This is a genomic window from Candidatus Dormiibacterota bacterium (assembly GCA_036495095.1).
GTDB lineage: Bacteria > Chloroflexota > Dormibacteria > Aeolococcales > Aeolococcaceae > CF-96.
Map to the genome: position 1 here is coordinate 1 of DASXNK010000024.1, position 21,809 is coordinate 21,809.

General features: G+C 76.6%; 25 protein-coding genes. 15 read left to right on the plus strand and 10 right to left on the minus strand.

What is annotated here, in order from left to right; genetic code table 11:
* Window positions 1-220: hypothetical protein (locus VGL20_02240; protein ID HEY2702486.1), on the minus strand; the 220-nt coding region annotated here is incomplete at its 3' end.
* 167 nt (window positions 221-387) lie between these two features.
* On the opposite strand from VGL20_02240, the gene VGL20_02245 reads away from it, so the two are divergent.
* Entirely contained in the window at window positions 388-654 is a 267-nt protein-coding gene (locus VGL20_02245; protein HEY2702487.1) for a hypothetical protein, read from the plus strand.
* Window positions 655-676: 22 nt separating this feature from the next.
* Here the strand turns inward: VGL20_02245 and VGL20_02250 are convergent, their stop codons facing one another.
* On the minus strand, window positions 677-1,141 hold the full coding sequence (locus VGL20_02250) for a hypothetical protein (GenBank protein ID HEY2702488.1): 465 nt from the start codon (window positions 1,139-1,141) through the stop codon (window positions 677-679).
* 273 nt (window positions 1,142-1,414) lie between these two features.
* Here VGL20_02250 and VGL20_02255 point away from each other — a divergent pair, with 273 nt between their 5' ends.
* The gene (locus tag VGL20_02255) at window positions 1,415-3,667 is read left to right on the plus strand and encodes a S53 family peptidase (protein HEY2702489.1); all 2,253 of its coding nucleotides are present in this window, start codon (window positions 1,415-1,417) and stop codon (window positions 3,665-3,667) included.
* A 52-nt stretch (window positions 3,668-3,719) separates the two neighbouring features.
* Entirely contained in the window at window positions 3,720-4,364 is a 645-nt protein-coding gene (locus VGL20_02260) for an iron-containing redox enzyme family protein (GenBank protein ID HEY2702490.1), read from the plus strand.
* Between the two features lie 12 nt (window positions 4,365-4,376).
* On the opposite strand, the gene VGL20_02265 is transcribed toward VGL20_02260, so the two are convergent.
* From VGL20_02265 to VGL20_02275, 3 genes are read right to left on the minus strand one after another with little or no spacing between them, the layout of a single operon-like run.
* Window positions 4,377-4,607, minus strand: coding sequence for a hypothetical protein (locus tag VGL20_02265; protein HEY2702491.1), 231 nt, complete (start codon window positions 4,605-4,607; stop codon window positions 4,377-4,379).
* Window positions 4,604-5,551, minus strand: a complete 948-nt coding sequence (locus VGL20_02270; protein HEY2702492.1) for an alpha/beta hydrolase — start codon at window positions 5,549-5,551, stop codon at window positions 4,604-4,606. The genes VGL20_02265 and VGL20_02270 overlap by 4 nt, the downstream gene beginning before the upstream one ends.
* Window positions 5,552-5,575: 24 nt before the next feature.
* Window positions 5,576-6,250, minus strand: coding sequence for a hypothetical protein (locus VGL20_02275; protein ID HEY2702493.1), 675 nt, complete (start codon window positions 6,248-6,250; stop codon window positions 5,576-5,578).
* A gap of 435 nt (window positions 6,251-6,685) precedes the next feature.
* Here VGL20_02275 and VGL20_02280 point away from each other — a divergent pair, with 435 nt between their 5' ends.
* The 3 genes from VGL20_02280 (at window position 6,686) to VGL20_02290 (ending at window position 9,072) form a co-directional block, all read left to right on the plus strand.
* Window positions 6,686-8,404 carry a DUF3352 domain-containing protein gene (locus tag VGL20_02280; protein ID HEY2702494.1) on the plus strand — a complete coding sequence of 573 codons (1,719 nt, stop codon included), beginning with the start codon at window positions 6,686-6,688 and terminating at the stop codon, window positions 8,402-8,404.
* Between the two features lie 79 nt (window positions 8,405-8,483).
* Window positions 8,484-8,870, plus strand: a complete 387-nt coding sequence (locus tag VGL20_02285) for a CBS domain-containing protein (GenBank protein HEY2702495.1) — start codon at window positions 8,484-8,486, stop codon at window positions 8,868-8,870.
* A 13-nt stretch (window positions 8,871-8,883) separates the two neighbouring features.
* Window positions 8,884-9,072, plus strand: a complete 189-nt coding sequence (locus VGL20_02290; GenBank protein HEY2702496.1) for a hypothetical protein — start codon at window positions 8,884-8,886, stop codon at window positions 9,070-9,072.
* 15 nt (window positions 9,073-9,087) lie between these two features.
* Here the strand turns inward: VGL20_02290 and VGL20_02295 are convergent, their stop codons facing one another.
* Window positions 9,088-10,296 carry a fatty acid--CoA ligase family protein gene (locus tag VGL20_02295; protein HEY2702497.1) on the minus strand — a complete coding sequence of 403 codons (1,209 nt, stop codon included), beginning with the start codon at window positions 10,294-10,296 and terminating at the stop codon, window positions 9,088-9,090.
* 43 nt (window positions 10,297-10,339) lie between these two features.
* Between VGL20_02295 and menB the strand changes: the two genes are divergently transcribed.
* The 4 genes from menB to menD are packed head-to-tail and all read left to right on the plus strand — an operon-like array spanning window position 10,340 to window position 14,649.
* Entirely contained in the window at window positions 10,340-11,161 is an 822-nt protein-coding gene (menB, locus tag VGL20_02300) for a 1,4-dihydroxy-2-naphthoyl-CoA synthase (GenBank protein HEY2702498.1), read from the plus strand.
* Window positions 11,158-12,060, plus strand: a complete 903-nt coding sequence (locus VGL20_02305) for a 1,4-dihydroxy-2-naphthoate polyprenyltransferase (protein HEY2702499.1) — start codon at window positions 11,158-11,160, stop codon at window positions 12,058-12,060. The genes menB and VGL20_02305 overlap by 4 nt, the downstream gene beginning before the upstream one ends.
* A complete protein-coding gene (locus tag VGL20_02310; protein ID HEY2702500.1) occupies window positions 12,057-12,923 on the plus strand; it encodes an enolase C-terminal domain-like protein in 867 nt (288 codons plus the stop codon). Before VGL20_02305 ends, VGL20_02310 begins: the two co-directional genes overlap by 4 nt.
* Window positions 12,916-14,649 carry a 2-succinyl-5-enolpyruvyl-6-hydroxy-3-cyclohexene-1-carboxylic-acid synthase gene (gene menD, locus VGL20_02315; GenBank protein ID HEY2702501.1) on the plus strand — a complete coding sequence of 578 codons (1,734 nt, stop codon included), beginning with the start codon at window positions 12,916-12,918 and terminating at the stop codon, window positions 14,647-14,649. Before VGL20_02310 ends, menD begins: the two co-directional genes overlap by 8 nt.
* Here the strand turns inward: menD and VGL20_02320 are convergent.
* Genes VGL20_02320 through VGL20_02335 form a run of 4 tightly spaced genes read right to left on the minus strand, consistent with a single transcriptional unit; the run spans window position 14,630 to window position 17,869 of the window.
* The gene (locus VGL20_02320) at window positions 14,630-15,841 is read right to left on the minus strand and encodes an isochorismate synthase (GenBank protein ID HEY2702502.1); all 1,212 of its coding nucleotides are present in this window, start codon (window positions 15,839-15,841) and stop codon (window positions 14,630-14,632) included. The two genes, menD and VGL20_02320, sit on opposite strands and share 20 nt — an antisense overlap.
* A 10-nt stretch (window positions 15,842-15,851) precedes the next feature.
* Entirely contained in the window at window positions 15,852-16,553 is a 702-nt protein-coding gene (locus VGL20_02325) for a ubiquinone/menaquinone biosynthesis methyltransferase (protein HEY2702503.1), read from the minus strand.
* Window positions 16,541-17,314, minus strand: coding sequence for a MerR family transcriptional regulator (locus VGL20_02330; GenBank protein ID HEY2702504.1), 774 nt, complete (start codon window positions 17,312-17,314; stop codon window positions 16,541-16,543). The genes VGL20_02325 and VGL20_02330 overlap by 13 nt, the downstream gene beginning before the upstream one ends.
* 48 nt (window positions 17,315-17,362) lie before the next feature.
* The gene (locus VGL20_02335; GenBank protein ID HEY2702505.1) at window positions 17,363-17,869 is read right to left on the minus strand and encodes a GNAT family N-acetyltransferase; all 507 of its coding nucleotides are present in this window, start codon (window positions 17,867-17,869) and stop codon (window positions 17,363-17,365) included.
* A 115-nt stretch (window positions 17,870-17,984) separates the two neighbouring features.
* Between VGL20_02335 and VGL20_02340 the strand changes: the two genes are divergently transcribed.
* From VGL20_02340 to VGL20_02360, 5 genes are all read left to right on the plus strand, one after another.
* Window positions 17,985-18,440 carry a response regulator gene (locus tag VGL20_02340; GenBank protein ID HEY2702506.1) on the plus strand — a complete coding sequence of 152 codons (456 nt, stop codon included), beginning with the start codon at window positions 17,985-17,987 and terminating at the stop codon, window positions 18,438-18,440.
* 283 nt (window positions 18,441-18,723) lie between these two features.
* Window positions 18,724-19,449, plus strand: a complete 726-nt coding sequence (locus VGL20_02345) for a hypothetical protein (protein HEY2702507.1) — start codon at window positions 18,724-18,726, stop codon at window positions 19,447-19,449.
* Window positions 19,449-19,583: a hypothetical protein gene (locus VGL20_02350; GenBank protein HEY2702508.1), complete on the plus strand. Its 135-nt coding sequence runs from the start codon at window positions 19,449-19,451 to the stop codon at window positions 19,581-19,583. Before VGL20_02345 ends, VGL20_02350 begins: the two co-directional genes overlap by 1 nt.
* Before the next feature lie 20 nt (window positions 19,584-19,603).
* Window positions 19,604-21,106: an SPFH domain-containing protein gene (locus tag VGL20_02355; GenBank protein ID HEY2702509.1), complete on the plus strand. Its 1,503-nt coding sequence runs from the start codon at window positions 19,604-19,606 to the stop codon at window positions 21,104-21,106.
* 5 nt (window positions 21,107-21,111) lie between these two features.
* Window positions 21,112-21,804: a PspA/IM30 family protein gene (locus VGL20_02360; GenBank protein HEY2702510.1), complete on the plus strand. Its 693-nt coding sequence runs from the start codon at window positions 21,112-21,114 to the stop codon at window positions 21,802-21,804.
* Window positions 21,805-21,809: the final 5 nt, after the last annotated feature.

A 21,809-nucleotide genomic window follows, 5' to 3' on the forward strand; every position in this document is an offset into this window, starting at 1 on the left:
CGCAGGCGAGCGCGAAGCGGAGCGACTCCCTCAGGTTGGCGTCGTCGTCCACCACCAGGAGCCTGGGCACGAGAAGAGCGTACCCGAGGCCGACGGGGCGGCCGTGCGGGGAACGGCGCTCCCCGAGCGTTGAACGGTCACCGTGCCCCCCGCCGACCTGCCCGCCACCGGCCGCTGCCCGCCATAACTGTTCGATGGCCAGCTGTTGCTCGGTGCACAACCCCGGGGCGCTGCGGCGGGGGTAGCATGGGCCCCGAGACCGGTGGCGAGAGGGGCCGTGGGCCCCGTGCGCACGCGAGTGCGCCCCGCCGCGCTCCGGTACTCGTACAGGCAGCACAAGCGCCGCCCCCCGCGCGGCCGTGGCGCGGAAGCACGAAGGGACCTGAGATGAGCCCAGCCGACCTCCTCGACCGCGCGCCCGCCGGTCCCGACCACCGCGCCGTCACCGTGGTCGAGCGTGCCGTGGAGGAGCTGCTCCGGGCCCGGCCGAGAACCGAGGGCGACGAGCTGGTCGCCCTCGACGCCGTCGCCCGGGCCGCGGCCCGGCTCGCCGCCGAGCGGCGGCCGCGGCGGCGGGAGCATGACCCCGACGGCCCGGTCCCGATGGCGGGGTGGTGGACGTTCGCCGCCCAGCTCCCCGAGGTGGCCCTCTAGCCGCCTGGTCCGGGGACGCCGGTCAGCCCAGGCCGAGGAGCTGGGTGAGCGGGTCGAGCGGGCTCGTGTGGGTGCCGCAGCTGGTCTGGATGCCGGCGCCGCTGCTGATCGGGAAGCCCACCAGCGGCAGCATGGTGCCGACGTTCTGGAGCAGCGTCTGGCAGCGGCCGAGGATCGGCGTGGCCGGGAGCGGCGGGAGGGTCAGCAGGTTGGTGCCGTAGCCGGCGCCGAGCCTGGTGTCGCTGCAGCCGACGCCGAACTGCCTGCCGCTGCCGATCAGGTTGATGCCACCGGCGTGGAGGATGTTCGCGCAGGCGAGCAGGCCCCCGGGGTTGAGCGGCATCAGGCCGCCCGCCTGGAGGAGTCGGTGGCTGTTCTGGCCGCCGCCGAGGCCGAGCAGGCCACCGGAGGCGTGGGTGGTCGTGGTGACCGCGACGCCGGCCAGCAACGCGGCACAGCCGGTGGCGGCCATGGCGATGGTGCGCATGGTTCTCTCCCTTCCCCGCGCGCGAGGCCCAGTGCTCACCGCGGACAGTCACACAACGACCAAACGCAAGAAATGTTGCGTTCATCCCAGACGGAGCACCGCGCCACGCCCCCCGGCCTGGTCGCGGGCTCGCGCCCCCGGCGGGGTTCGCGATCGTCGTGTAGCAAGACGCCGCGGGCTTGGATACCCTGTCGGCGGGGCGGCATCTTCCGGCGCTGTCGGTCGCCCACGACGCCGCGCGGGGGTGCGGCGGGTCACAAGGGAGGTTGATCGGTGCATCGGTTCCCATTTCCCGTGCGGCACGGGCGCCCGCTCCGGGCGCTCCTGGCCCTGCTCACCGGCTCCGCCGCCGCCCTCACGGGTGGGGGAGCCGCCTCCGCCGCGGGGATGTCGCCGCTGCTCCCCGGCCTCCCGGGCCTCCCCGGTCTCCCCGGCCTCGGTCTGCCCGCGCCCGCCCTTCCCCGGCTCGGAGTCGACACCTCGGCGCTGCGCGTCCTCAGCAGCGGGGTCCTCCCCGGGATCTCCGGGCTCACCGGCGCCGGCGCACCCGACCCCGGCACGGTCATCCACGTCGGCGTCGGCCTCGCCCATCCCGACCCCGGCGCCGAGACGGCGACGCTCCGGGCCCTGTACGACCCGGCCAGCCCCCTCTTCCATCGCTTCCTCACCCCCGAGCAGGTCGCCCGGCGCTTCGGCGTCGCCCCGGCGGTGCGCGACGCGCTCACCGGCTGGCTGCGCGGCGGCGGGCTGACCGTCGCCCACGTCGGCGGGGCGGGCGACTACGTCCAGGCCGCCGGCACCGTTGCCCAGGTCGAGCGGCTCTTCCACACCACCCTGGCGACGTACACCGCCCGGGGCGAGACCTTCTACGCCAACCGTGTCGGTCCCAGCGTCCCGGCGGGGCTGCCGGTGATCTCGGTGATGGGGCTCAACAGCCTGCAGCGCTTCCACACCTTCACCCGCACCGCGGTCACACCGGCGGCGAGCGGCCTCAAGACCGGCCAGCTCGGTCCCCAGGACCTGTGGTCGGTGTACCACCAGCCCTCCGAGAACCTCGGCGACGGCACCACGATGGCGATCTTCGGCGCCGGCCAGGTGGAGACGGTGATCAACGACCTGCGCACCTTCGAGACGCGGCACAAGTTCCCCCCGACGGTGACCCGGGTGCACTTCGTCGGCGCCGGCCCCCACGACGACAGCAGCGGCCTCGCCGAGTGGGACCTCGACAGCCAGGCCTCGACCGGGATGGCGCCGCTGGCGCGCGAGCTGCACTTCTACTTCGCGTCGTCGCTCGCCGACTCCGACGTGGCCGCCGGCTTCTCCTCGTGGGTGAGCGACCCCCGCGGCCCGCTGCAGGCCAACGCCTCCTTCGGCGAGTGCGAGACCGGGCCGCTGAACCCGGTCATCTCCAACCCCGCCCTCGATCCGGTCAACCCCGACCAGAACCCGAAGGCGCAGTACGGCACCGAGCTGGGCAACAACCTCCAGCCGGTGGCCGAGCAGATCCTCGCCCAGGGCGTGCTCGAGGGCCGGACCCTGTTCGTCTCCACCGGTGACACCGGGTCGTCCTGCCCCGCCGTGGTGCTGCCCGCGGCCGGCGCCGGCAACGGGGTGCTCAACCAGGTGGTGCCCTTCACCAACTACCCGGCGTCGAGCCAGTACGCGGTCGGCGTCGGCGGCACCGTGCTCTACACCGACGGCGCCGCCAATGCCCAGCGTTCGCTCGAGTACGCCTGGCCGTTCACCGGCGGCGGCTCGGCGCTGCTCATCCCCGCCCCGGCGTGGCAGCGGTCGACCCACAACAACGTCGTCCCCTGCGTCGCCGACCCCGCGGGCACGCCGGCCAACACCGGCCAGCCCTGCCGCGGCATCCCCGACGTCGCCGCGATCTCCGGCGACGCGGTGAGCAACGGGTACACGGTGGTGGTCAACGGCCGCGACTTCTCCGGCGGCGGCACCAGCCTCTCCTCGCCGCTGTGGATGGGGATGTGGGCCCGCATCCAGGCGGCCTCGACCAATCCGCAGGGCAACGGCTTCGCCAACCCCGCCCTGTACCCGATCGGCAACGACCCGGCGCGTGCGGCCCGCGACTTCCACGACATCACCGTGGGCGCCAACGGCGTCTACGCGGCCACCGCAGGCTGGGACTACGTGTCCGGGTTCGGCAGCCCGGACGTCACCAACCTGATGCGCGACATCGACGGCCGCACCCTGCCGGTGATCGCCGCGCCGGCCACCGCCGGGCCGCCCCCGGGCAGCGTGGCGCCGCCCTCCGAGGGCGTGGCCGCGATCACCGACCAGGTGGCCGGGGTGGTCGCCCAGCTGCCCACCCCGCCCGGTGCGGTGGCCCGCCCGGCGGCCGTCGCCGCGCGGCCGTCCGCCGCCGCCACCGGCGCCCGGATGAGCGCCCCGGCACTCGTCCCCGCGGCCGCCCTCCTCCTCGTGGTCGCCCTCGCCGGCGCTCTGCGGCTGCGCGCCCGGCGTCCCCGGCTTCGCCGCATCCCGGTGTCCTGGAGACGGCCGTAGCAGTCACACGGATATGCTGCGGCCAGCCACCACCGCAGTGAGGGAGAGGACCATGGACCGCGCACTCCTCGAGCGTGAGCTCGGCGGCGTCATCGCCGGCCGGCGCCTGCTCGACCACCCCTTCTACCAGCGTTGGGAGCGGGGCGAGCTCGAGGCCGCAGAGCTGGCCGCATACGCCGCCCAGTACCGCCACCTCGAGGCCGCGCTCCCCGAGCTGCTCGGCGGCGTCGCCGCGGGCATGGACCCCGGCCCCGGTCGCGACGCGGTGCTGCGCACCCTCGCCGACGAGGTCGGCCCGCCCACCCATCTCGAGCTCTTCGACGGGTTCGCGGTCGCGGTCGGCGCCGACTTCGCACCCCCCACCCCGGCCACCGCCGCCCTCCTCGAGCTGCAGCGGCGGCAGGTCGCCGAGGGCGCCGCGACCGGTCTCGCCGCCCTCCTCGCCTACGAGCTGCAGGTGCCCGAGGTGGCCGCCTCGAAGGCCGAGGGGCTGCGTGCCCACCACGGCCTCGACGCCGGCGACACCCGCTTCTGGGACCTCCATGCCGGCCTCGACGTCGAGCACGCCGCCTGGTCGCTCGACGCCCTCGCCGCCCTCGACGCCGACCCCGCCCGGGTGGTCGACTCGGCCCGCCAGGTCGCCGGCGGCTGGTGGGCGTTCCTCGACGAGCGCGAGGCGGTCACCCCCGGAGGTTGAACCGGACCGTCCTCAGTGGACGGGCCGGCGGCGGCGCAGCACCTGCTGCTGGTGGGCGAGCTCCTCGGTCAGGCGCTCGACGGCGGCGATCGCCTCCTCGAGGAGGCGGCGCACCGATGGCTCCGCCTCGGCGGCGCTCGCGGTCAGCCGGTCGAGGCGGCGCAGCGTCGAGCGGGCCTCGCGCATCAGCATGTCGGTGCGGCGGACGGCGGAGAGGAGGTCGGCGGGATCGGTGGGGGTCATCGCCGCTCCAGGGCCTCGCGGATCCTGGCGCCGATCTCGTCGAGGGTGGTGGACGCCTCGTCGACGGCGCCGCCCCAGCGCAGGAAGCCGTGCACCATGCCGGCGCGGCGGCGGCAGTCGACGGCCACGCCGGCGTCGCGCAGCCGCTCCGCGTAGGCCTCGCCCTCATCGCGCAGCGGGTCGTACTCGGCGGTGAGCACCAGCGCCGGCGGCAGGCCCCCCAGGTCGGCGGCTCGCAGCGGCGAGGCGTCGGGGTCGAGGGGGTCGGCGCCGCCCAGGTAGTGTCCCCAGTACCACTCCATGTCGGCGCGGGTCAGGTAGAGCCCCTCCCCGTTCTCGGTGTACGACGGGGTGTCCATGGCGGCGTCGGTGATCGGGTAGACGAGCACCTGGAGGGCGAGCGGCGGGCTGCCGGCGGCGTCGCGGTCGCGGCGGGCGAGGACGGCGGCGAGGTTCGCCCCGGCGCTGTCGCCCGCCACCGCGAGCCGGGCCGGGTCGACGCCGACCGCGGCGGCGTGGGTGCGGCTCCAGGCGAGCGCGGCGAGGGCGTCCTCGAGCCCGGCCGGGAACGGGTGCTCGGGGGCGAGCCGGTAGTCGGCGGCGATCACCGCGGCGCCGCTGCGGTTGGCGAGCCCTCGGCAGATCCGGTCGTGGGTGTCGAGGTCGCCGGTCACCCAGCCGCCGCCGTGGAGGTAGAGCACCCCGCCGAGGGCCTGCCCGGCGGGGGCGCCGAGCGGGCGGTGGATGCGCAGCCGCACCCCGCCGGCGGGGGAGGGGGCGGCGGTGATGTCGACGGTGCCCGACACCGGCTCGACCTTCCCGCCCAGCGCCTCCGTGGAGGCACGCTGCGCGGCTCGTGCCCCGGCCACGGTCATGGTGTCGAGCGGTGCGCCCGGGCGGCGCATGGAGTCGAGGAGAGCGCTCACCTGGGGGTGGAGCGGCATGGTCGCTGAGGATAGGCGATGCGCTCAGCCCGCCGGAGGCGCCGCCGGGCCGGCCTCCTGACCGGGCTCCGGCGGCGGGCCGGCGTGGTCGAGCACGGCGAGCTGCAGCAGCGGCGGGAGCCGGTCGAAGACCTGCTGGGGAAGCCGGGCGGTGCGGCGGCGGCGCCCCGGCGTCCACCCCCGGGGGCGCCGGACCGGTGCCAGGGCCACGCTCGCCCGCGCCGGCGGCGTCTCCGGCGCGCGGCGAGGGCGGAGCAGGGCGAAGAGCAGGACGGCCCCGCTTCCCACCGCGGCGAGCAGGCCCGCGGTCGCGGCGAGGAGCAGCGCGGCGGCGTCGCCGGTGCTGCTCCGCGGCTCGGGAGGCACGTAGGCGGTGGGACCGGCGGGCCCGGCGCCGGGCAGGCCGAGCAGGAAGCCCTCCTCGACGGCGTTGCGAGCCCGGAGCCGGCGGCGGCCCGCGGCGGAGGCGTCGCCGGGAGTGGGGAACGGCGTCGGCGACGCGGTGGGGCGGGGCGCGGCCGCCGCCGGGCGCCGCGGCGCCGGCACCGGGACCGCCGCCACGGAGGGCGTGGCGGCGCGGGCGCTGGGCGACGGGACCGCGCGCGCGGTGGGCGCGGCGGGCGCGGCGGGCGCGGTGACCGCCGCGGCGGGCTCGACGGCGGTCAGCGCCGCGCCGAGCGCGAGCAGCCCCGCCGCCATCCGCCACCGATCCGGCATGCCCGCCCCGCCCCGCCAACCCGGATGCCCGGTGGCGGAGGTCGTGGACCAGCAGGATCGCCGCCGCGATCGCGATGACGCTTCCCACGCCCACCTCCTGGGCCAGCTCCGAGGTGCTGATCCGGCCCTCGAAGGCCGGCCCCACCGCGATCCACACGCCGACGAGCAGGACCGCCAGCGTGAGCAGCGCGCGTCGGCGCATCGATCACCACCTCCCTCTGCCGGACCCCGCGGACGGGTGTCCGTGTCCGTGACAGAACCATTGTACGGTGCGCCCGCCCCGACATCGCGCCAGGCTCGGCCGGAACTCGAGTCCGCCGGCCGACACCGAGCCTCAGCACCGCCGTCACCCATCCGTGATCGGCGCGACCCCGGCGGGCCGCATGCTGACCCGGCGCCACCACCTGTCGAGGGCCCATGGACGACACCGTCAGCAGCCTGCCCGTGCCCGCCGCCGGCCCGGATCCGGGCGGATCGGCCCGCGGCCGCCGCCGCCGCGGGCTCCGCGTCGTCCTCGGCGCGCTCGCCGCGGTGGTCATCGTCGGCGTGCCCGTGGGCACCGCGCTGTTCATGGGGCTGGCCCGCGGCACCGGCGACGTGGTCGACCGCATGGTCCCCAACGACGCCGACGTCTACGCCACCCTCCTCCTCGACCCCTCGCTCTCCCAGAAGCGGAACATCCAGGGGCTGCTAAGTCACCTCCCGGCGCTGCACACCCAGAACGACCTCCAGTCGAAGATCGACCAGGGCATGGACCTGGCGCTGAAGCCGGAGGGTCTCTCGTTCGGGACCGACGTGCGCCCCTGGCTGGGAACCCAGGTGGCGGTGGCGCTCCGCCTCGGCGACGGCACCCCGACGGCGGTGATCATCGCGTCGAAGGACGACGCCCGGGCGGCCGCGACCCTCGCCCGCATCCGCACCACCGATGCCGGCCGCAAGGACCGCTGGAGCGAGCGGCAGCACGGCGGCGTCGCCGTCTCGGTGGGCACCCCCGCCGCGGGCGGCGACGGCACCCCGATCGCGTACGCGTACGTCGACCACGCCGCGGTGGTGGGCAACTCGGCGTCGATGATCGAGGCGGTGATCGACACCGACCAGGGCAGGCGGCCGCCGCTGCGCAGCTCGGCGGCGTACACCGCGACGATCCAGCGCCTCCCCTCCGACCGGGTCGCCCTGGCCTACGCCAGCGGGCCCGGGGTCACCGGCGCGATCCGCGGGGCGCTGAGCGGCGGCGGCCTTCTCGAGCCCGGCCTGCTCAGGGCCCTCGACCAGGGCGCCGGCGTCTTCCGCAGCGCCGGGCTGGCGGTGACCGCCCAGCCGGACGGTCTCGCCACCGACGTCGCCGTGGTCACCGACACCTCCAGGCTGACCCCTGCAGAGCGCTCCGCGCTCCAGGCCTCCACGACCCCGAACCGGGCCCTGGACTGGGTCCCCGCCGACGCCGCCGGCCTGCTCGCCGTCGGCGGGCTCCACGACAGCCTCCAGTCGCTCCTCCAGGGGGTCGCCTCGGGCGCCCGCGCCACCGGCCTCGACCTCAGCGGGCCGCTCCACGACCTGGGGCTGAGCGACCCCCACGGCGTCCTCTCCCATCTCACCGGCGACCTCGCCCTCGAGGTGCGCGCCGGGGGCGCCTCGACCATCCCCGGCGGCGCCCTCCTGGTGGGGACCGACGACGCCGCCGCGGTGCGCTCCTTCCTCGACCAGCTGGTCGGGGGCTTCGCGGCGCTCGCCCCGGCGCACACCGAGACCTACCGGGGCGCGGTCATCACCTCGCTGGCGATCCCGGGCCTGTCCGGCGCCGGGTTCGCTCCCGCCTACGCGGTCAGCGACGGCATGGCCGTGCTCGGCAGCGGCCCCGCCGAGGTGCGCGCCGTCCTCGACGCCCACGCCTCGGGAGCGCGGCTCACCTCCACCCCGAGGTTCACCGCCGGGGGTGGGTGGTCGGTCGCCGACCCGGTCCTCTACCTCGACCTGGACCGCATCCGTGCGGCGGTGGTGACGGCGCTCCCCGACGACCTGAAGCACAGCTACGACACCGACCTGCGCCCCGACCTCGAGCACCTCCACGGCCTGCGCATCACCGCCCAGGGCTCCGCAGACCGTGTCACCGAGCGGATCTTCCTCGCCGCCGGCTGAACGGGAGCCGATCGGCGCTTGCCGCAGAGCCGGATCGGGCGTACTGTCAGTCTTTACCCACCCGTGTGGAGGGGCAGCAATGAATGTCCGCCATGCCATGTCGGCCGTGGTCCTGGTCGTGGGTCCCCACCACACCCTGGTGGACGCGGCCCGGGCGATGCTGCAGCGACGGGTCGGCGCCGCCATCGTCGTCGACGGCGACCTCGCCGGTCCGGGCATCCTCACCGAGCGCGACGTGATGCGCGCCGTCGCCGAGGGCGTCGACTGCGCGGTCACCCTGGTCAGCGAGTACATGACCTACGACGCGCGCACCGCCAGCGTCGCCTGGGACCTCGACACCGCGGCGACGGAGATGTGCAGGGGCAACTTCCGCCACCTCATCGTGGTCGACGACGACCAGATGGTCGGCGTGGTCTCGATGCGCGACATCGTCGGTGCCCGGGTGCGGGAGGCCGCCGGGGTCTGACATCCTTGGAGCCATGGACGGGTTCCCGCGGTTCACCGGTCTCTGGATCCTCACCAGCCTCACCCTGGTGATCGCCGTGTTCGGCATGGTGGTCCAGCTCCAGAGCGGCCAGCACACCGGCGCGGTGCTCTTCGCGATCTGGGTGGTGGTGATGGGTGGCGGGGTGGTCTCCGTCGCCCTGCTGCGCCGCCGCCTGCGCTGAGGGGCCGAGGGGCCATCAGGGTCTCCTCGACACCCCACCCCCGCCCGCGATGGCACCGCCGCGTCCCAGCTCTCCCCGGCGCAGCTTGCCCAGGGCGGTGCGCGGAAGCTCGTCGACGATCCGCAGCTCCCGGGGCGCGCGGTGCCGGCCGGTCCGCCCCCCGGCGTGGTCGCGCAGCTGCTCGAGGCTGGGCGGCGCGGCCGGGTCGACCGGGACCACCAGGGCGACGACCCGCTCCCCCCAGACCGGGTCGGGCGCACCGGTGACGGCCACGTCGGCGACCCCGGGGTGGTCGCGGAGCACCGCCTCGAGTGCGGCCGGCCAGATCTTCACCCCGCCGGAGACGATCACCTCGCCGACCCGGCCCTCCACCCGGAGGCGGCCGGCGGCGTCGAGATGGCCGGCGTCGCCGGTGCGCAGCCGGCCGCCGGCGAGCGCCGCCGCGGTCGCCTCGTGGTCGCCGCGATAGCCGCGCATCAGGGTGGGGCCGGTCAGCTCGATCTCGCCGCCGTCGACGTGCACGGCGACGCCGGGGAGGGGGACGCCGTCGTAGACGACCCCGCCGCAGCTCTCGGTCAGCCCGTAGGTGCCGACCGCCACCGCGCCGGCGGCGGCGGCGCGCTCGGCGAGGCCGGGTGGCATCGACGAGCCGCCCACCAGGATGGCGCGGAAGCGGCGGAGGTCAACGCCGGCGTCGAGCAGCCGCACCAGCATGGTCGCGGCCACCGAGGTGTAGGCGCTGCCCCGCTCGGCGGCGATCGCCTCGACGTCGAAGCGCTCGTGCACCCGCAGCGGGCAGCCCAGCACCACGGCGCGGTACAGCACCAGCAGGCCGCCGACGTGGGCCGGGGTGAGGCAGCTCAGCCAGCCCTGGTCGGCCGATGCCCCCAGCGCCGCCGCCGAGGCGGTCACCGCGGCGGTCACCGCGGCGCGGTCGAGCTCGACCAGGCGGGGCTCGCCCGAGCTGCCGGAGGTGGCCACGACCGCCGCCACCGCCGGGTCGCAGGCCACGCCGCCGTCGAGCCGGCGCTCGCCCCCGGCGTCGACCAGCGCGGTGGGCCGGGCCCGCTCCAGGAGGGCGTGGACCGCGGGCGGGGGCAGCCGGTGGTCGACGGGCAGCAGCGCCGCCCCCGCCTCCCAGAGCCGGGCCACCAGCGGCGCCCAGGCGGGGCCCGGGGGCAGCGCCGCGGCCACCAGGTCACCCCGACGCAGATCCGTCAGCATGTCGGCTACGCTAGCGCAACACTGTGAGTTCACGCTCTAGGAGTTGCTGCTCGTGGAATGGACGGCGCCCGCCGAGTTCGAGGACATCCGCTACGAGACCGCCGCCGGGGTCGCCCGGATCACCATCTGCCGGCCGGAGGTGCGCAACGCCTTCCGGCCGACCACCCTCTTCGAGCTCTCCCGCGCCTTCGACATGGGCCGGGACGATCCCACCGTCGGGGTCATCATCCTCACCGGCGAGGGACCCGACGCCTTCTGCTCCGGGGGCGACCAGCGGATCCGCGGCGACGACGGCTACAAGGACGCCCACGGGGTGGGCCGGCTCAACGTCCTCGACCTCCAGGTCCAGATCCGCCGCCTCCCCAAGCCGGTGATCGCGATGGTCGCGGGCTATGCGATCGGCGGCGGCCACGTGCTCCACCTGGTCTGCGACCTCACCGTCGCCGCCGACAACGCCCGCTTCGGGCAGACCGGCCCGCGGGTCGGCAGCTTCGACGCCGGCTACGGCTCCGGGCTGCTCGCCCGCACCGTGGGGCTGAAGCGGGCCAAGCAGGTGTGGATGCTCTGCGAGCAGTACGACGCCGCCACCGCCGAGCGCTGGGGGCTGGTGAACTGGGTGGTGCCGCTCGCCGACCTCGAGGACAGGACCCTGGAGGTCTGCCGGCGCATCCTGGAGATGAGCCCGATGGCGCTGCGGCTGCTCAAGGCGGGCTTCAACGCCGACCAGGACGGCCTCGCCGGCATCCAGCAGCTCGCCGGGGACGCCACCCTCCTCTACTACATGGGCGAGGAGGCCCAGGAGGGCCGCGACGCCTACCTGGAGAAGCGTCCCCCGGACTTCTCGCGCTTCCCGCGCAGGCCGTGACCGGTCCGGCCCAGCTGCGCCGCCCGGGCCCGCTGGCGCTCTGGTGGCAGGGGGCGCGGCCCCGCACCCTGGCGATCTCGGCGGTGCCGGTGGCGGTGGGCGCCGCCGCCGCCGCGCCCCACCTCAGCGCCTGGCGGACCGTGGCCGCCGCGGTGACCGCGCTCGGCCTCCAGGTGGGGGTGAACTACGCCAACGACTTCTTCGACGGCGTCCGCGGCGTCGACACCGCCGCCCGGGTGGGCCCCACCCGGCTGGTGGCCTCCGGGCTGGCCTCGCCCCGGGCGGTGGCCGCCGCCGCCGCGGCCGCGATCGCCGTCGCCGCGGCCGCGGGCATCGCCCTCGCCGTCGCGGTCGGCCCCGCCCTGCTGCTGGTGGGGGCGGCCGCGATCGTCGCCACCGTCCTCTACTCCGGCGGTCCCCGCCCCTACGCCGCCGCCGGCCTCGGAGAGGTGGCGGTGTTCGCGTTCTTCGGGCCGGTGGCGACGGTGGGCACCGCCCTGGTCGAGACCGGCGGTGCCATCCCCGCGGCGGCGTGGTGGGCCTCGCCGTCCTGCGGGCTGCTCGCCGTGGCCGTGCTGCTGGTCAACAACCTCCGGGACATCCCCACCGACGCCGCCACCGGCAAGCGCACCCTGGCGGTGCGGATCGGCGACCCCGCCAGCCGCCGCCTCTACGCGGTCGTGGTCGCCGCCGCCTATGCCAGCGTGGCGCTGGGGGTGGCGGTGCGCGCCCTCCCCGTCCCCGCGCTGCTGGCGCTGCTGGCGCTGCCGCTGGCGCGCACCCCGCTGACCCTGGTCGCCCGGGCCCGGGGCCGCGAGCTGGTCGCCGGGCTGATCGCCACCACCCGCCTCCACCTGGTCACCGGGGTGCTGCTCACCGTGGGCCTGGCGCTGCGGTGAGCGCCGCCGCCCGGGTGGAGGTCACCGTCCGGCTGCGCGTGCCCGTGGGCGGCGTGGTCGAGCGCCGCGCCCGCCTCGTCGAGGGTCCGGCGGGGTGGGGCGAGTGGTCGCCGCTGCCCTCCTGGTCGGTGGCCGAGCTGGCCGCCGCCGAGGAGGCGTCGGAGGAGGCCGCCCGGCACCCCTTCCCGGCGCCGCGGCGAGCCCGGGTGGCGGTCAACGCGATGGTGCCGCGGGTCGAGCCGGCGCTCGCCGCCCGCCTCGCGCTCGAGTCGGGGTGCGGCACGGTGAAGGTGAAGGTCGGCGACGCCGCCGGGGAGGCGCGGGTGGCGGCGGTGCGCGCCGCCGTCGGCCCCGGGGTGCGGCTGCGCCTCGACGCCAACAGCGCCTGGGACGTCGACACCGCGCTCGCCGAGCTGCGGCGCCTGGCCGTCCACGGCGTCGAGCTGGTCGAGGACCCGGTGGGCACCCTGGAGGAGCTGGCCGCGGTCCGCCGCCGCTCGCCGGTGCCGGTCGCCGCCGAGATGTCGGTGCGCAGCGTCGCCGACGCCGGCCGGCTGCGCGCCCTCGACGCCGCCGACGCGGTGGTGCTGAAGCCGCAGCGGATCGGCGGGGTCGCCGCCGCCCTCGCCGCCGCCGCCGCCGCGGGGGTGCCGGCGATCGCCTCCAGCGCCCTGGAGACCTCGGTGGGGCTCGCCGCGGTGCTCGCCCTCGCCGCCGCCCTGCCCGGCTCGCCGTTCGCCCACGGCGCCGGCACCGCGCTGCTGCTCGAGGAGGACGTCACCAGCGACCCGCTCCTCCCCGAGGCCGGCGAGCTGCGCGTCCGCCGGGTGGCGCCGGACCTCGTGGTGCGCGGCCATGGGTGACGCCGACGTCTCCCTCGCCTGCTGCCAGCTGCTCGTCGACGAGCTGGTGCGGGCGGGGATGAGCGATGCCTGCCTCTCGCCGGGGTCGCGCTCGACGCCGCTGGCGCTGGCGCTGGCGCGGCATCCGGACCTGCGCCTCCACGTCCACCTCGACGAGCGCTCCGCCGCCTACGTCGCCCTGGGGATCGCCCGCATCCAGGAGCGCCCGGTGGCGGTGGTCTGCACCTCGGGCACCGCCGCCGCCGGCTGGCTGCCCGCCGCGGTGGAGGCGCGGCTCTCCCAGCTCCCCCTGGTGCTGCTGAGCGCCGACCGTCCGCCCGAGCTGCGCGACACCGGCGCCAACCAGTCGATCGACCAGCAGCGCCTGTTCGGCGGCCACGTCCGCTGGTTCGCCGACAGCGGGGTGCCCGAGGCGCGGCCGGGGGCGGCCCGCTACTGGCGCTCCCTGGGCAGCCGGGCCGCCGCCGCCGCGCTGGGGCCGCCGGCGGGCCCGGTGCACCTCAACCTGCCGCTGCGCGAGCCGCTGGTGCCCTCGGGGGCGGCCGTCGACCTCGGCCCCGAGGCCGCCGGGCGGGAGCAGGGAGCGCCCTGGGAGCGGGTCTCGGCCGAGCTCCGGCGCCCCGCCGCCGCCGATGTGACCGCGCTCGCCGCGGAGATCGCCGGGACCGCCGGCGGGCTGGTGGTCGCCGGAGCGCTTCCCGGCGGGCGAGGCGAGGCGATCGCCGCGCTGGCGCGGCAGGCCGGCTGGCCGCTGCTCGCCGAGCCCACCTCCGGCCTGCGCACCGGGCCGCCGGCGCTGAGCGCCGGCGCGCTGCTGCTCTCCGACCCGGGGTTCCGCGCCGGCCACCCCGTCGACCTCGTCGTGCAGGTGGGCACCCCCCCGACCAGCCGGGCCCTGCTCGCCACCGTCGCGGCGGCGCGGCGGACGGTGGTGGTGGCTCCCGAGGAGGTCCACCCCGATCCCGCCCGGGGAGCGGCGTGGACGCTGCGCTGCGACCCCGGCGCGCTCGCGGCCGCGGTGCTGCCGCGGCTGGGTGATCTCCCCCGCCCCGCCGGCGGCGGCGCCTGGCTCGAGGCCGACGCCGCCGCCCGGGACGCCACCGACCGCTGCCTCGACGGCTGGGCCGAGCCCTCCGAGCCGCGCACCGCCCGCGACCTCGCCGCCGTCCTGCCGGAGGGGGCGGTGCTGCTCGCCGGGTCGAGCATGCCGATCCGCGACCTCGACGCCTTCATGGCGCCCCGCCGCGGCCTGCGGGTGGTCGCCAACCGTGGCGCCAGCGGCATCGACGGGCTGGTGTCCACGGCGCTCGGCACCGCCGCGGTGGCGCGGCCCGCCTACGCGCTGCTCGGCGACCTCACCCTGCTCCACGACGCCGGGGCGCTGCTCTGGGGCGCCCGCCGCGGCCTCGACCTGGTGCTCGTGGTGGTGAACAACGACGGTGGCGGGGTGTTCTCGCTGCTCGGCCAGCGCGACCTCCCCGCGGCCGAGCAGGAGGCGCTCTTCGGCACCCCCCACGGACTCGACCTCGGCGCCCTCGCCGCCGCCGCCGGGGCCGGGTACCGGAGGCTGGTCGACCCCGCCGGGCTCGGCGAGGCGGTGGCCGCGGCGGCGTCGGAGGGCGGGGTGCAGCTGGTCGAGGTGCCCACCGACCGGCGGCGCAACGTCGAGCACCACGCCGAGGTGGCGGCGCGGGTGGGGGAGGCCCTCAGCCGCCGAGGGCGGTGAGCAGGGCGGTGAACTTCGCCTCGGTCTCGGCCACCTCGAGGGCGGGCACCGAGCCCTCGACGATCCCCGCGCCGGCGTGGAGCCGGGCGCGCCGGCCGGAGAGGGCGGCGCAGCGCAGCGCCACCACCCACTCGCCGTCGCCGGCGGCGTCGACCCATCCCACCAGGCCGGAGTAGAGGCCGCGGGGCACCGGCTCGAGCTCGTGGATGGTGTCGAGGGCCGCGGCGGTGGGGGTGCCGCAGACCGCCGGGGTGGGCTGCAGCGCCGCCGCCAGCCCGAGCGCGCCGGGCGCGTCCGCGACCAGCCGGCCGCGCATCGTGGTGGTCAGGTGCCAGAGGCTGGCGGTCGCGGTCAGCCGGGGCTCGGGGTCGACCTCGAGGGTCTCGCAGAAGGGGGCGAGGGCGTCGCTCATCGCCTCGACCACGAGGCGGTGCTCGCGGTGGTCCTTCTGCGAGGCGAGCAGCCGCCGGGCCGCGGCCGCGTCCTCGTCGGGGCTGGGCGAGCGCGGCGCCGAGCCCGCCATCGGCCCGCAGGTCACGGTGCGGCCGCGGCGGCGGAGCAGCGTCTCCGGGGTGGCGCCGAGGAGGACGCGGCCGTCGGCGCCGTGCACCGCGAAGGTGTGGCAGCCGGGGTCGCGGCTGCGGAGCCGGCGCAGCACCGTGGCGGCGTCGATCTCCCCGGCGAGCTCGAGCTCCAGGGTGCGGGCCAGCACCACCTTGCGCAGCGCGCCGCGGCGGATGCGTTCGACCGCCTCGGCGACCGCCGCCGCGTAGACCGAGGGGTCCGGCTCGGGCCGGGCGGAGACCCCGCCCCAGACCTCGGTGCCGGCGGCGGTGCGGCGCACCGGCGGGGGAGGGCCCTCGGCGGACCCGTCGCCGCCGTCGCCGAGCAGGTCGGAGCGGACCCCGCCCGCGGGGGTGGTGCGGAGGATGCGCGCCGGCACCCAGAGCCGCGCCGGCACCCCGCCGTCGAAGGCGAGAGCGCCGACCACCACCGCCGACCCGGCGTCGAGGTCGCGGAGCAGCTCCCCGGCCACCTCGCCCGCCTCGGCACCCTGGTCGGGGCCGGGCTGCACCACCGCCGCCCGGGTGGTCCCCGCGGCGGCGAGACCGGCCCCCTCACGCTCCAGCAGGAAGCCGTCCTCCGGGTCCCACACGTCGAGCAGGTCGGGGGCGGCGGCGGTGCGCTCCATCCTCATCCTCCTACCCCGACCGGGTGCCGGTGAGCAGCTGGGCGGCGCCGCCGCCGAGGCTGTGGCGCTCCACCGCGGTGAAGCCGGCGTCGCGCGCCATGGCGACGAGCTCGGTGGGGGAGGGCAGCCACGCCGTCGACGCGGGCAGGTAGCGGTAGGCCTCGCGGTCGCTGAGCAGCCCGCCGACGAAGGGCACGACCCGCCGGAAGTAGAGGGCGTGGCCGCGGCGCAGCAGCGGGTTGGCGGGCTCCGCCACCTCGAGGAAACCGATGCGGCCGCCGGGACGCAGCACCCGCGCGGTCTCCCGGAAGCAGCCGGGGATGTCCACCACGTTGCGCAGCGCGAACCCGCAGACCGCCCCGTCCGCGGTGCCCGCCGCGAGCGGCAGGGTGAGGATGTCGGCGCGGACCAGCGGCGCGGAGGTGTGGCTGTGGGCGAGCATGCGGGCGGCGACGTCGACGCCGACGCAGCGCAGCCCGGCGCGCTGGGTCTCGCGGCACAGGTCGCCGGTGCCGCAGGCGAGGTCGACCACCAGCGAGCCCGGGGACAGCCCCAGGGCGGCGACGCTGCGGCGCCGCCAGCGGGCGTCGAGGCCGAGGGTGAGGACCCGGTTCAGCCGGTCGTACCGGGGGGCGATGCGGTCGAACATCGCCCGGTTGGCGTCGGCGCGGTCGCGCGCGTCCGCCGGGCGGGGCGGGCTCAGGCGGGCCACGCCACCTCCACCCCGCGCCGCGCCTCGGCGTGAGCGGCGGCCACCTCGGCGCGGTCGCCCACCTTCTCGATGTGCTCCTCGGCGACGTCGAGGAGCACCCCCCGGAAGTGATGGGAGACGAGCAGGGTGACCGCGGGGAAGATCTCGCGGAAGGCGGTGACCAGCCGCAGCGCCGCCTCGGTGTCGTCGGTGGCGGTGGCGCGCACCCGGCCGCGCACGTGCTCGTCGAAGAGCTCGACGGCGCGCTCGGCGACGGCGCGGACGTGCTCGTCGTGGTCGCGGGCGAGGGCGAGCAGCTCGGGGAGGGGCAGGCCGCTGTCGAGCAGCCGCAGCCCCAGACGCACCATCTCGACGTCGGCGCTGCTGTAGCGGTGCACGCCGTCGACGCTGCGCCCCAGGCGCAGCCCGGCGCGCTCGAAGGCCTGGAGCAGCGGGGCGGCGACCCCGCTGCGCTGGGCCAGCTCGTCGAGCCCGAGCAGCTCCTCGGTCTCCTCCTCGGCCCGGACCGCGGCAACCGCGGCGGCGAGGTCCTGGTCGGCGGCGCCGAGACGGCCCTCGAGCACCCGGCGAACCGCCGCCAGGGTGAGGCCCTTGCGCTGCAGCGCCCGCACCTCGCGGATGCGGTCGACGTGCTCCTCGCCGTAGAGGGCGAGCCGTCCCTGGCGCCGTGGCGGGGGCAGCAGCCGCTGCGACTGGTAGTAGCGGACGGTGTCGACCGAGACCTCCGCCGCGGCCGCCAGCTGCTCGACCCGGTACGTCATGAGTACTGACTCTACGAGTCTTTGCTGGGAACGTGCGCTCCGGCGACCTCAGACGGTGAGCGGCCACTCGAAGTGACGCACCCCGGGCCAGCCGCCGGGCCCGGAACGGGCGCCGCGATGGACGAGCATGGCGACCATGCGCCGGTTGTCGTCGAGCACGTCCGCGGAGAGCCGCTCCACCCCCTCGGCGCGGGCGCGCTCGGCGAGCCGTGCGAGCAGCAGCCCGCCCAGCCCGCGGCCCTGGGCGGCGTCGACCACCACGATCGCGCTGTCCGCGGCGCGCGGGTCGCCGCGGTCGCGGATGTAGCGGGCCACCGCCAGCCCCCGGCCCGTGACCGCGTCGACGGCGACCAGCGCCTCGTGGTCGTGGTGGTCGACCTCGAGGAAGTAGCGCACCTCGGCGTCGGTCAGCCCCCGCTTGGGGCCGAGGAACCGCCGCTGGCGGGACTCGGGACCGATCCGCTGGAAGACGTCGAGGTAGGTCTCGCGGTCGCTGGGCTCGAGCGGCCGGATCACCACCACCGTGCCGTCCCTCAGCCGGATAGCAGGTTGCATGACGCAACCAAATATACGCCGGTCGCGGGCGCACGTCCGGCGACCGGGGTTGTGCACACACCTCTTCACAGCACTTGTTTGGCGGGGCCCCGGATCCGCGCGAGCATCCCCGTCCATGACCGGTCACGCCGCCGCCAGGGTCCTCATCGTCGACGACGACGCCGCCAACCGCTCGGTGCTGCGCCTCGCCTGCGAGACCGTCGGCGTCGACGTCGTCGAGGCCGGCACCGGGGCGGTCGCGCTGGAGCGGGCCGGTGCCGGCGGCCTCGCCCTCATCCTCCTCGACCTCGGCCTCCCGGACATCAGCGGCCTCGAGGTCTGCCGGCGTCTTCGCCGCGCGGGTGTGGCGACCCCGATCATCGTCGTCAGCGCGTACAGCGGACCGGACCAGGTGGAGATCGGGCTCGCGGCGGGCGCGGACGACTACATCGGCAAGCCCTACCGGCTGGCGACGCTGCTGGCCCGGATCCAGGTGCACGCGCGACCCGTGGACGACCGGGTGCAGCTGCCCGGGGTGCCGGCGCTGCGCCGGCCCGCCCGGAGGCCCCGGCGGCACGAGCTCATCCCCTGAGCGCGGTCAGGCGCGGCGGAGCGATGCCGCATCGGGTGCTCGCTTCGCCTCCATCCGCGGCTCGCGCGACCGGCGCCCGTCCCTGATCTCGGTCGCGTCCCGACTCGAGCAGGAGCAGGAGCGACCTGTCCACGGTGACGCTCCTCTCGCGCGGCCGGTCCCCGCCGGCCGATCGCACCCAAGAGTAACAGAAGTGTAATTTTGGTCCACTCACAGGCAGGGGTACGCAGCTGGCGCGATCGTGGATCCACCGGCGGCCACGCGGGCGTAGCATGGTGGTGCCGTGCAGCCTCTGGTGGTCGCCGCCCTGGCGGCGCTGATCCTGCTCTCGGCGCCGCCGGCCGTGCTGGCGGCGAGGCTGGTGCGCGACCTCCGCGGGGCGCGGCGTCCGCTGCCCACACATCCCCGCCTCGCCCGGCTCGCGCTGCTGCTGAACGTGGAGAGGGCCGACACCCCGGCGCGCTGCCGGCTGGCGCGGCTGCGCCGGGACCTCTTCGAGAGCTGCGAGAGGGCGCTCGCGGTGGTGTCCGCGGGCGACGACCCCCACGCGCGGTGGCTGCTCGCCGGCGCGCTGCGGCAGGCACGCCGGGTCGACGACCAGCTCCGCGACCTCTGGACCTTTGCCGGCCCCGCTCCCGAGCTGCTGGAGCGCGCCGCGCTGCGGGCCGGAGTGGTCCGGGGAGCCCTGGAACGGCTGTGCGAGGCGGTCTGGATCCGCGCCGCGCAGGGCGGCGACCAGCTCCTCGGCGACCTGGTCGACCGGGTCGAGAGCGAGCACGCGGTGCGGCGGCAGGTGCGGGGCCTGCTCGAGCGCCGCCGCCACTCTTCACCCCCTTGCGACATCTCGGAGAGGGCCGCCCGGGAGGATGGGCATATCCTGAGATCGGGCGCGCCCGCGCCCCGAGGAGAACCATGGCAGGTCACGTCGTCGACAGCGACGACCACAGCGTCGTCGGCAAGGTCGGTCGTGTCACCGGCGGCATCGGACCGGGCCGGACCGGCGAGGTGATGCTTCCGGTCCGCGGCGGCACCGAGGCCTTCCTCGCCCATGCGGCAGAGGCGGGAGAGGCCATCGGCGCGGGCAGCCGGGTGGTGGTCGTGGAGTACTTCGCGCCGCGAACCGTGTACGTCAGCCCCGCATAGGTGGCTGAGAGGGGGTTGTCATGAACGCCGTCCTGGGTCTGGCCATCGCCGCGATCGGCGGCCTGCTCGGTCTGCTGCTGCTGATCGTCCTGTTCCTGCGATCGATCTGGCGGGTCGCGGAGCCCAACGAGGCGCTGATCATCTCCGGGTTCAAGCACCAGCCCGTCGAGGGTGTGGGCGAGAGCATGGGCTTCAACATCGTCACCGGGAAGGGTGTCTTCGTGTTCCCGGGCTTCCAGAAGGTGCGCAACCTGTCGCTCGACGCCAACGAGACCGAGCTGGACATCACCTGCGTCACCACCCAGGGCATCCCGGTGGTGGTGAAGGCCGTGGTGATCTACAAGGTGGGAGACGACTTCGTCTCCATCTCCAACGCCGCGCGGCGCTTCCTCGACAAGGCGCCGGCGGAGGTCGAGCAGAAGATCAAGAACGTCTTCGAGGGCCACCTGCGCTCGATCGTGGGCGGGCTCACCGTCGAGCAGATGATCCGCGACCGCGAGGCGCTCACCGAGCGCACCCGCTCGCACTCCGCAGAGGAGATGCAGAAGCTCGGCCTGGTCATCGACACCCTCCAGATCAAGGAGATCGACGACCCCACCGGCTACATCAAGAGCCTGGCCGCGCCCCACGCCGCCGCGGTGCAGAAGGAGGCGCGCATCGCCCAGTCCTCGGCGGACCGCGAGGCCACCGAGCAGGAGCAGGCCTCCGAGGCGCTGAAGGCGGCCGCCCGCCGCGAGGCGGAGATCAAGAAGGCCGGCTACCAGGCGGAGATCGACCGCGCCCAGCGCGACGCCGCCCAGGCCGGGCCGCTCGCCGAGCAGATCGCCCGCCAGCGGGTCGTCGAGGAGCAGACCAAGGTCGCCGAGCTCGAGGCGCAGCGCACCGAGCAGTCGCTGCAGGCGGAGGTGCGCAGGCCGGCCGACGCCGAGGCCTACCGGCAGCGCACCCTGGCCGAGGCCGAGCGGGACGTGCGCATCTCCCGCGCCGAGGCGAACGCCAGGGAGACCCAGCTCGCCGCGGTGGCCAACGCCGAGCGGGTGAAGATCGAGGCGTCGGCGTCGGCGGAGAAGATCCGCGTCGAGGCCGAGGCGCAGGCGGACTCGACCCGGGCGATCGGCACCGCCCAGGCCGACGCAACCCAGGCGCGCGGCCTCGCCGAGGCGAGGTCCACCGAGGCGCGCGGCCTCGCCGAGGCCTCCGCCATCAAGGCGCGGGCCGAGGCGCTCGCCGTCAACCAGGAGGCGGTGATCGCCCAGCAGCTCGCCGAGCAGGCGGTGAACATCGTCGCCGCCGCGGCCAAGCCGATCGGTGACATCGACAACCTGGTGGTGCTCAACGGCACCGACGGCGTCCAGGAGGCGGTCCTCGGCTCCATCGCCCGCGGGTTCACCGCGCTGCAGGCGCTGCGCCAGAGCCTGGCCCCGAGCCCGGCGGTGCCGGTGGCGCAGAACGGCCACGCCGAGGCGGTGCCCGACGAGCCGTCCGCTCCGGAGCGGATCCGCCGCAGCGGCGGGCAGGGATAGCGCCGGTGGGGCTGCGCCGGCGTCTCGGGCGGCTGCTGCGCGCCCGGGCACGCCGGCTGCGGGGCCCCGACGACCCGATCGCCATGCTCGAGCTCGCCTACTCCCGGCAGCTGGCCACCGCCGACGCGATCCGCCAGGGGATCGCCGGGCTGGTCACCGCCCGCACCCGGCTGCGGCTGCAGCGCCGGTCGCTGGAGCGGGAGCGGGGGGGTCTGGAGGAGAGCGCTCGCGGCCACCTGCGCGGGGGGCGTGAGGACCTCGCCGCCGCCGCCCTCACCCAGGCGGAGCTGCTTCGCGGCCAGGTCGAGATCCTCGCCGGCCAGGAGCGGCGCCTCGGCGCCGACCACGACGCCCTCGACGCCGCGGGGCGCCGTCACCAGGCCGGGCTGGCGCTGCTGCGCACCCAGAAGGAGGCGCTCGGCGCCCAGCACGCCGCCGACCGGGCCCGGCTCGGCGCCGCCGAGGCGCTGGCGGGGCTGGGGGCCGACGACACCGCCGTCCGCGTCCTGCTCGACCGGGCCCGTGAGCGCATGCTCGCGGTGGCGGCCCGTGCCGACGCGCTCGCCGAGCTGACCCGCCGCCCCGCCCTCACCGACACCTCCGGCCTGGAGGCGGAGCTCGCCACCGCCGCGGTCGCCGGCGGGGTGCAGCGCCGCCTCGCCGCGCTCCGGGGCGAGCTGGGGCTGCCCCCGGGCTGAGCTCG

Excerpts from the sequence above, each read along its gene's own strand:
- VGL20_02245 (HEY2702487.1), top strand. The coding sequence starts at position 388 with ATGAGCCCAGCCGACCTCCTCGACCGCGCGCCCGCCGGTCCCGACCAC.
- VGL20_02250 (HEY2702488.1), bottom strand. The coding sequence starts at position 1,141 with ATGCGCACCATCGCCATGGCCGCCACCGGCTGTGCCGCGTTGCTGGCC.
- VGL20_02260 (HEY2702490.1), top strand. The coding sequence starts at position 3,720 with ATGGACCGCGCACTCCTCGAGCGTGAGCTCGGCGGCGTCATCGCCGGC.
- VGL20_02265 (HEY2702491.1), bottom strand. The coding sequence starts at position 4,607 with ATGACCCCCACCGATCCCGCCGACCTCCTCTCCGCCGTCCGCCGCACC.
- VGL20_02270 (HEY2702492.1), bottom strand. The coding sequence starts at position 5,551 with ATGCCGCTCCACCCCCAGGTGAGCGCTCTCCTCGACTCCATGCGCCGC.
- VGL20_02275 (HEY2702493.1), bottom strand. The coding sequence starts at position 6,250 with ATGGCGGCGGGGCTGCTCGCGCTCGGCGCGGCGCTGACCGCCGTCGAG.
- VGL20_02280 (HEY2702494.1), top strand. The coding sequence starts at position 6,686 with ATGGACGACACCGTCAGCAGCCTGCCCGTGCCCGCCGCCGGCCCGGAT.
- VGL20_02285 (HEY2702495.1), top strand. The coding sequence starts at position 8,484 with ATGAATGTCCGCCATGCCATGTCGGCCGTGGTCCTGGTCGTGGGTCCC.
- VGL20_02290 (HEY2702496.1), top strand. The coding sequence starts at position 8,884 with ATGGACGGGTTCCCGCGGTTCACCGGTCTCTGGATCCTCACCAGCCTC.
- VGL20_02295 (HEY2702497.1), bottom strand. The coding sequence starts at position 10,296 with ATGCTGACGGATCTGCGTCGGGGTGACCTGGTGGCCGCGGCGCTGCCC.
- menD (HEY2702501.1), top strand. The coding sequence starts at position 12,916 with ATGGGTGACGCCGACGTCTCCCTCGCCTGCTGCCAGCTGCTCGTCGAC.
- VGL20_02320 (HEY2702502.1), bottom strand. The coding sequence starts at position 15,841 with ATGGAGCGCACCGCCGCCGCCCCCGACCTGCTCGACGTGTGGGACCCG.
- VGL20_02330 (HEY2702504.1), bottom strand. The coding sequence starts at position 17,314 with ATGACGTACCGGGTCGAGCAGCTGGCGGCCGCGGCGGAGGTCTCGGTC.
- VGL20_02335 (HEY2702505.1), bottom strand. The coding sequence starts at position 17,869 with ATGCAACCTGCTATCCGGCTGAGGGACGGCACGGTGGTGGTGATCCGG.
- VGL20_02340 (HEY2702506.1), top strand. The coding sequence starts at position 17,985 with ATGACCGGTCACGCCGCCGCCAGGGTCCTCATCGTCGACGACGACGCC.
- VGL20_02350 (HEY2702508.1), top strand. The coding sequence starts at position 19,449 with ATGCTTCCGGTCCGCGGCGGCACCGAGGCCTTCCTCGCCCATGCGGCA.
- VGL20_02355 (HEY2702509.1), top strand. The coding sequence starts at position 19,604 with ATGAACGCCGTCCTGGGTCTGGCCATCGCCGCGATCGGCGGCCTGCTC.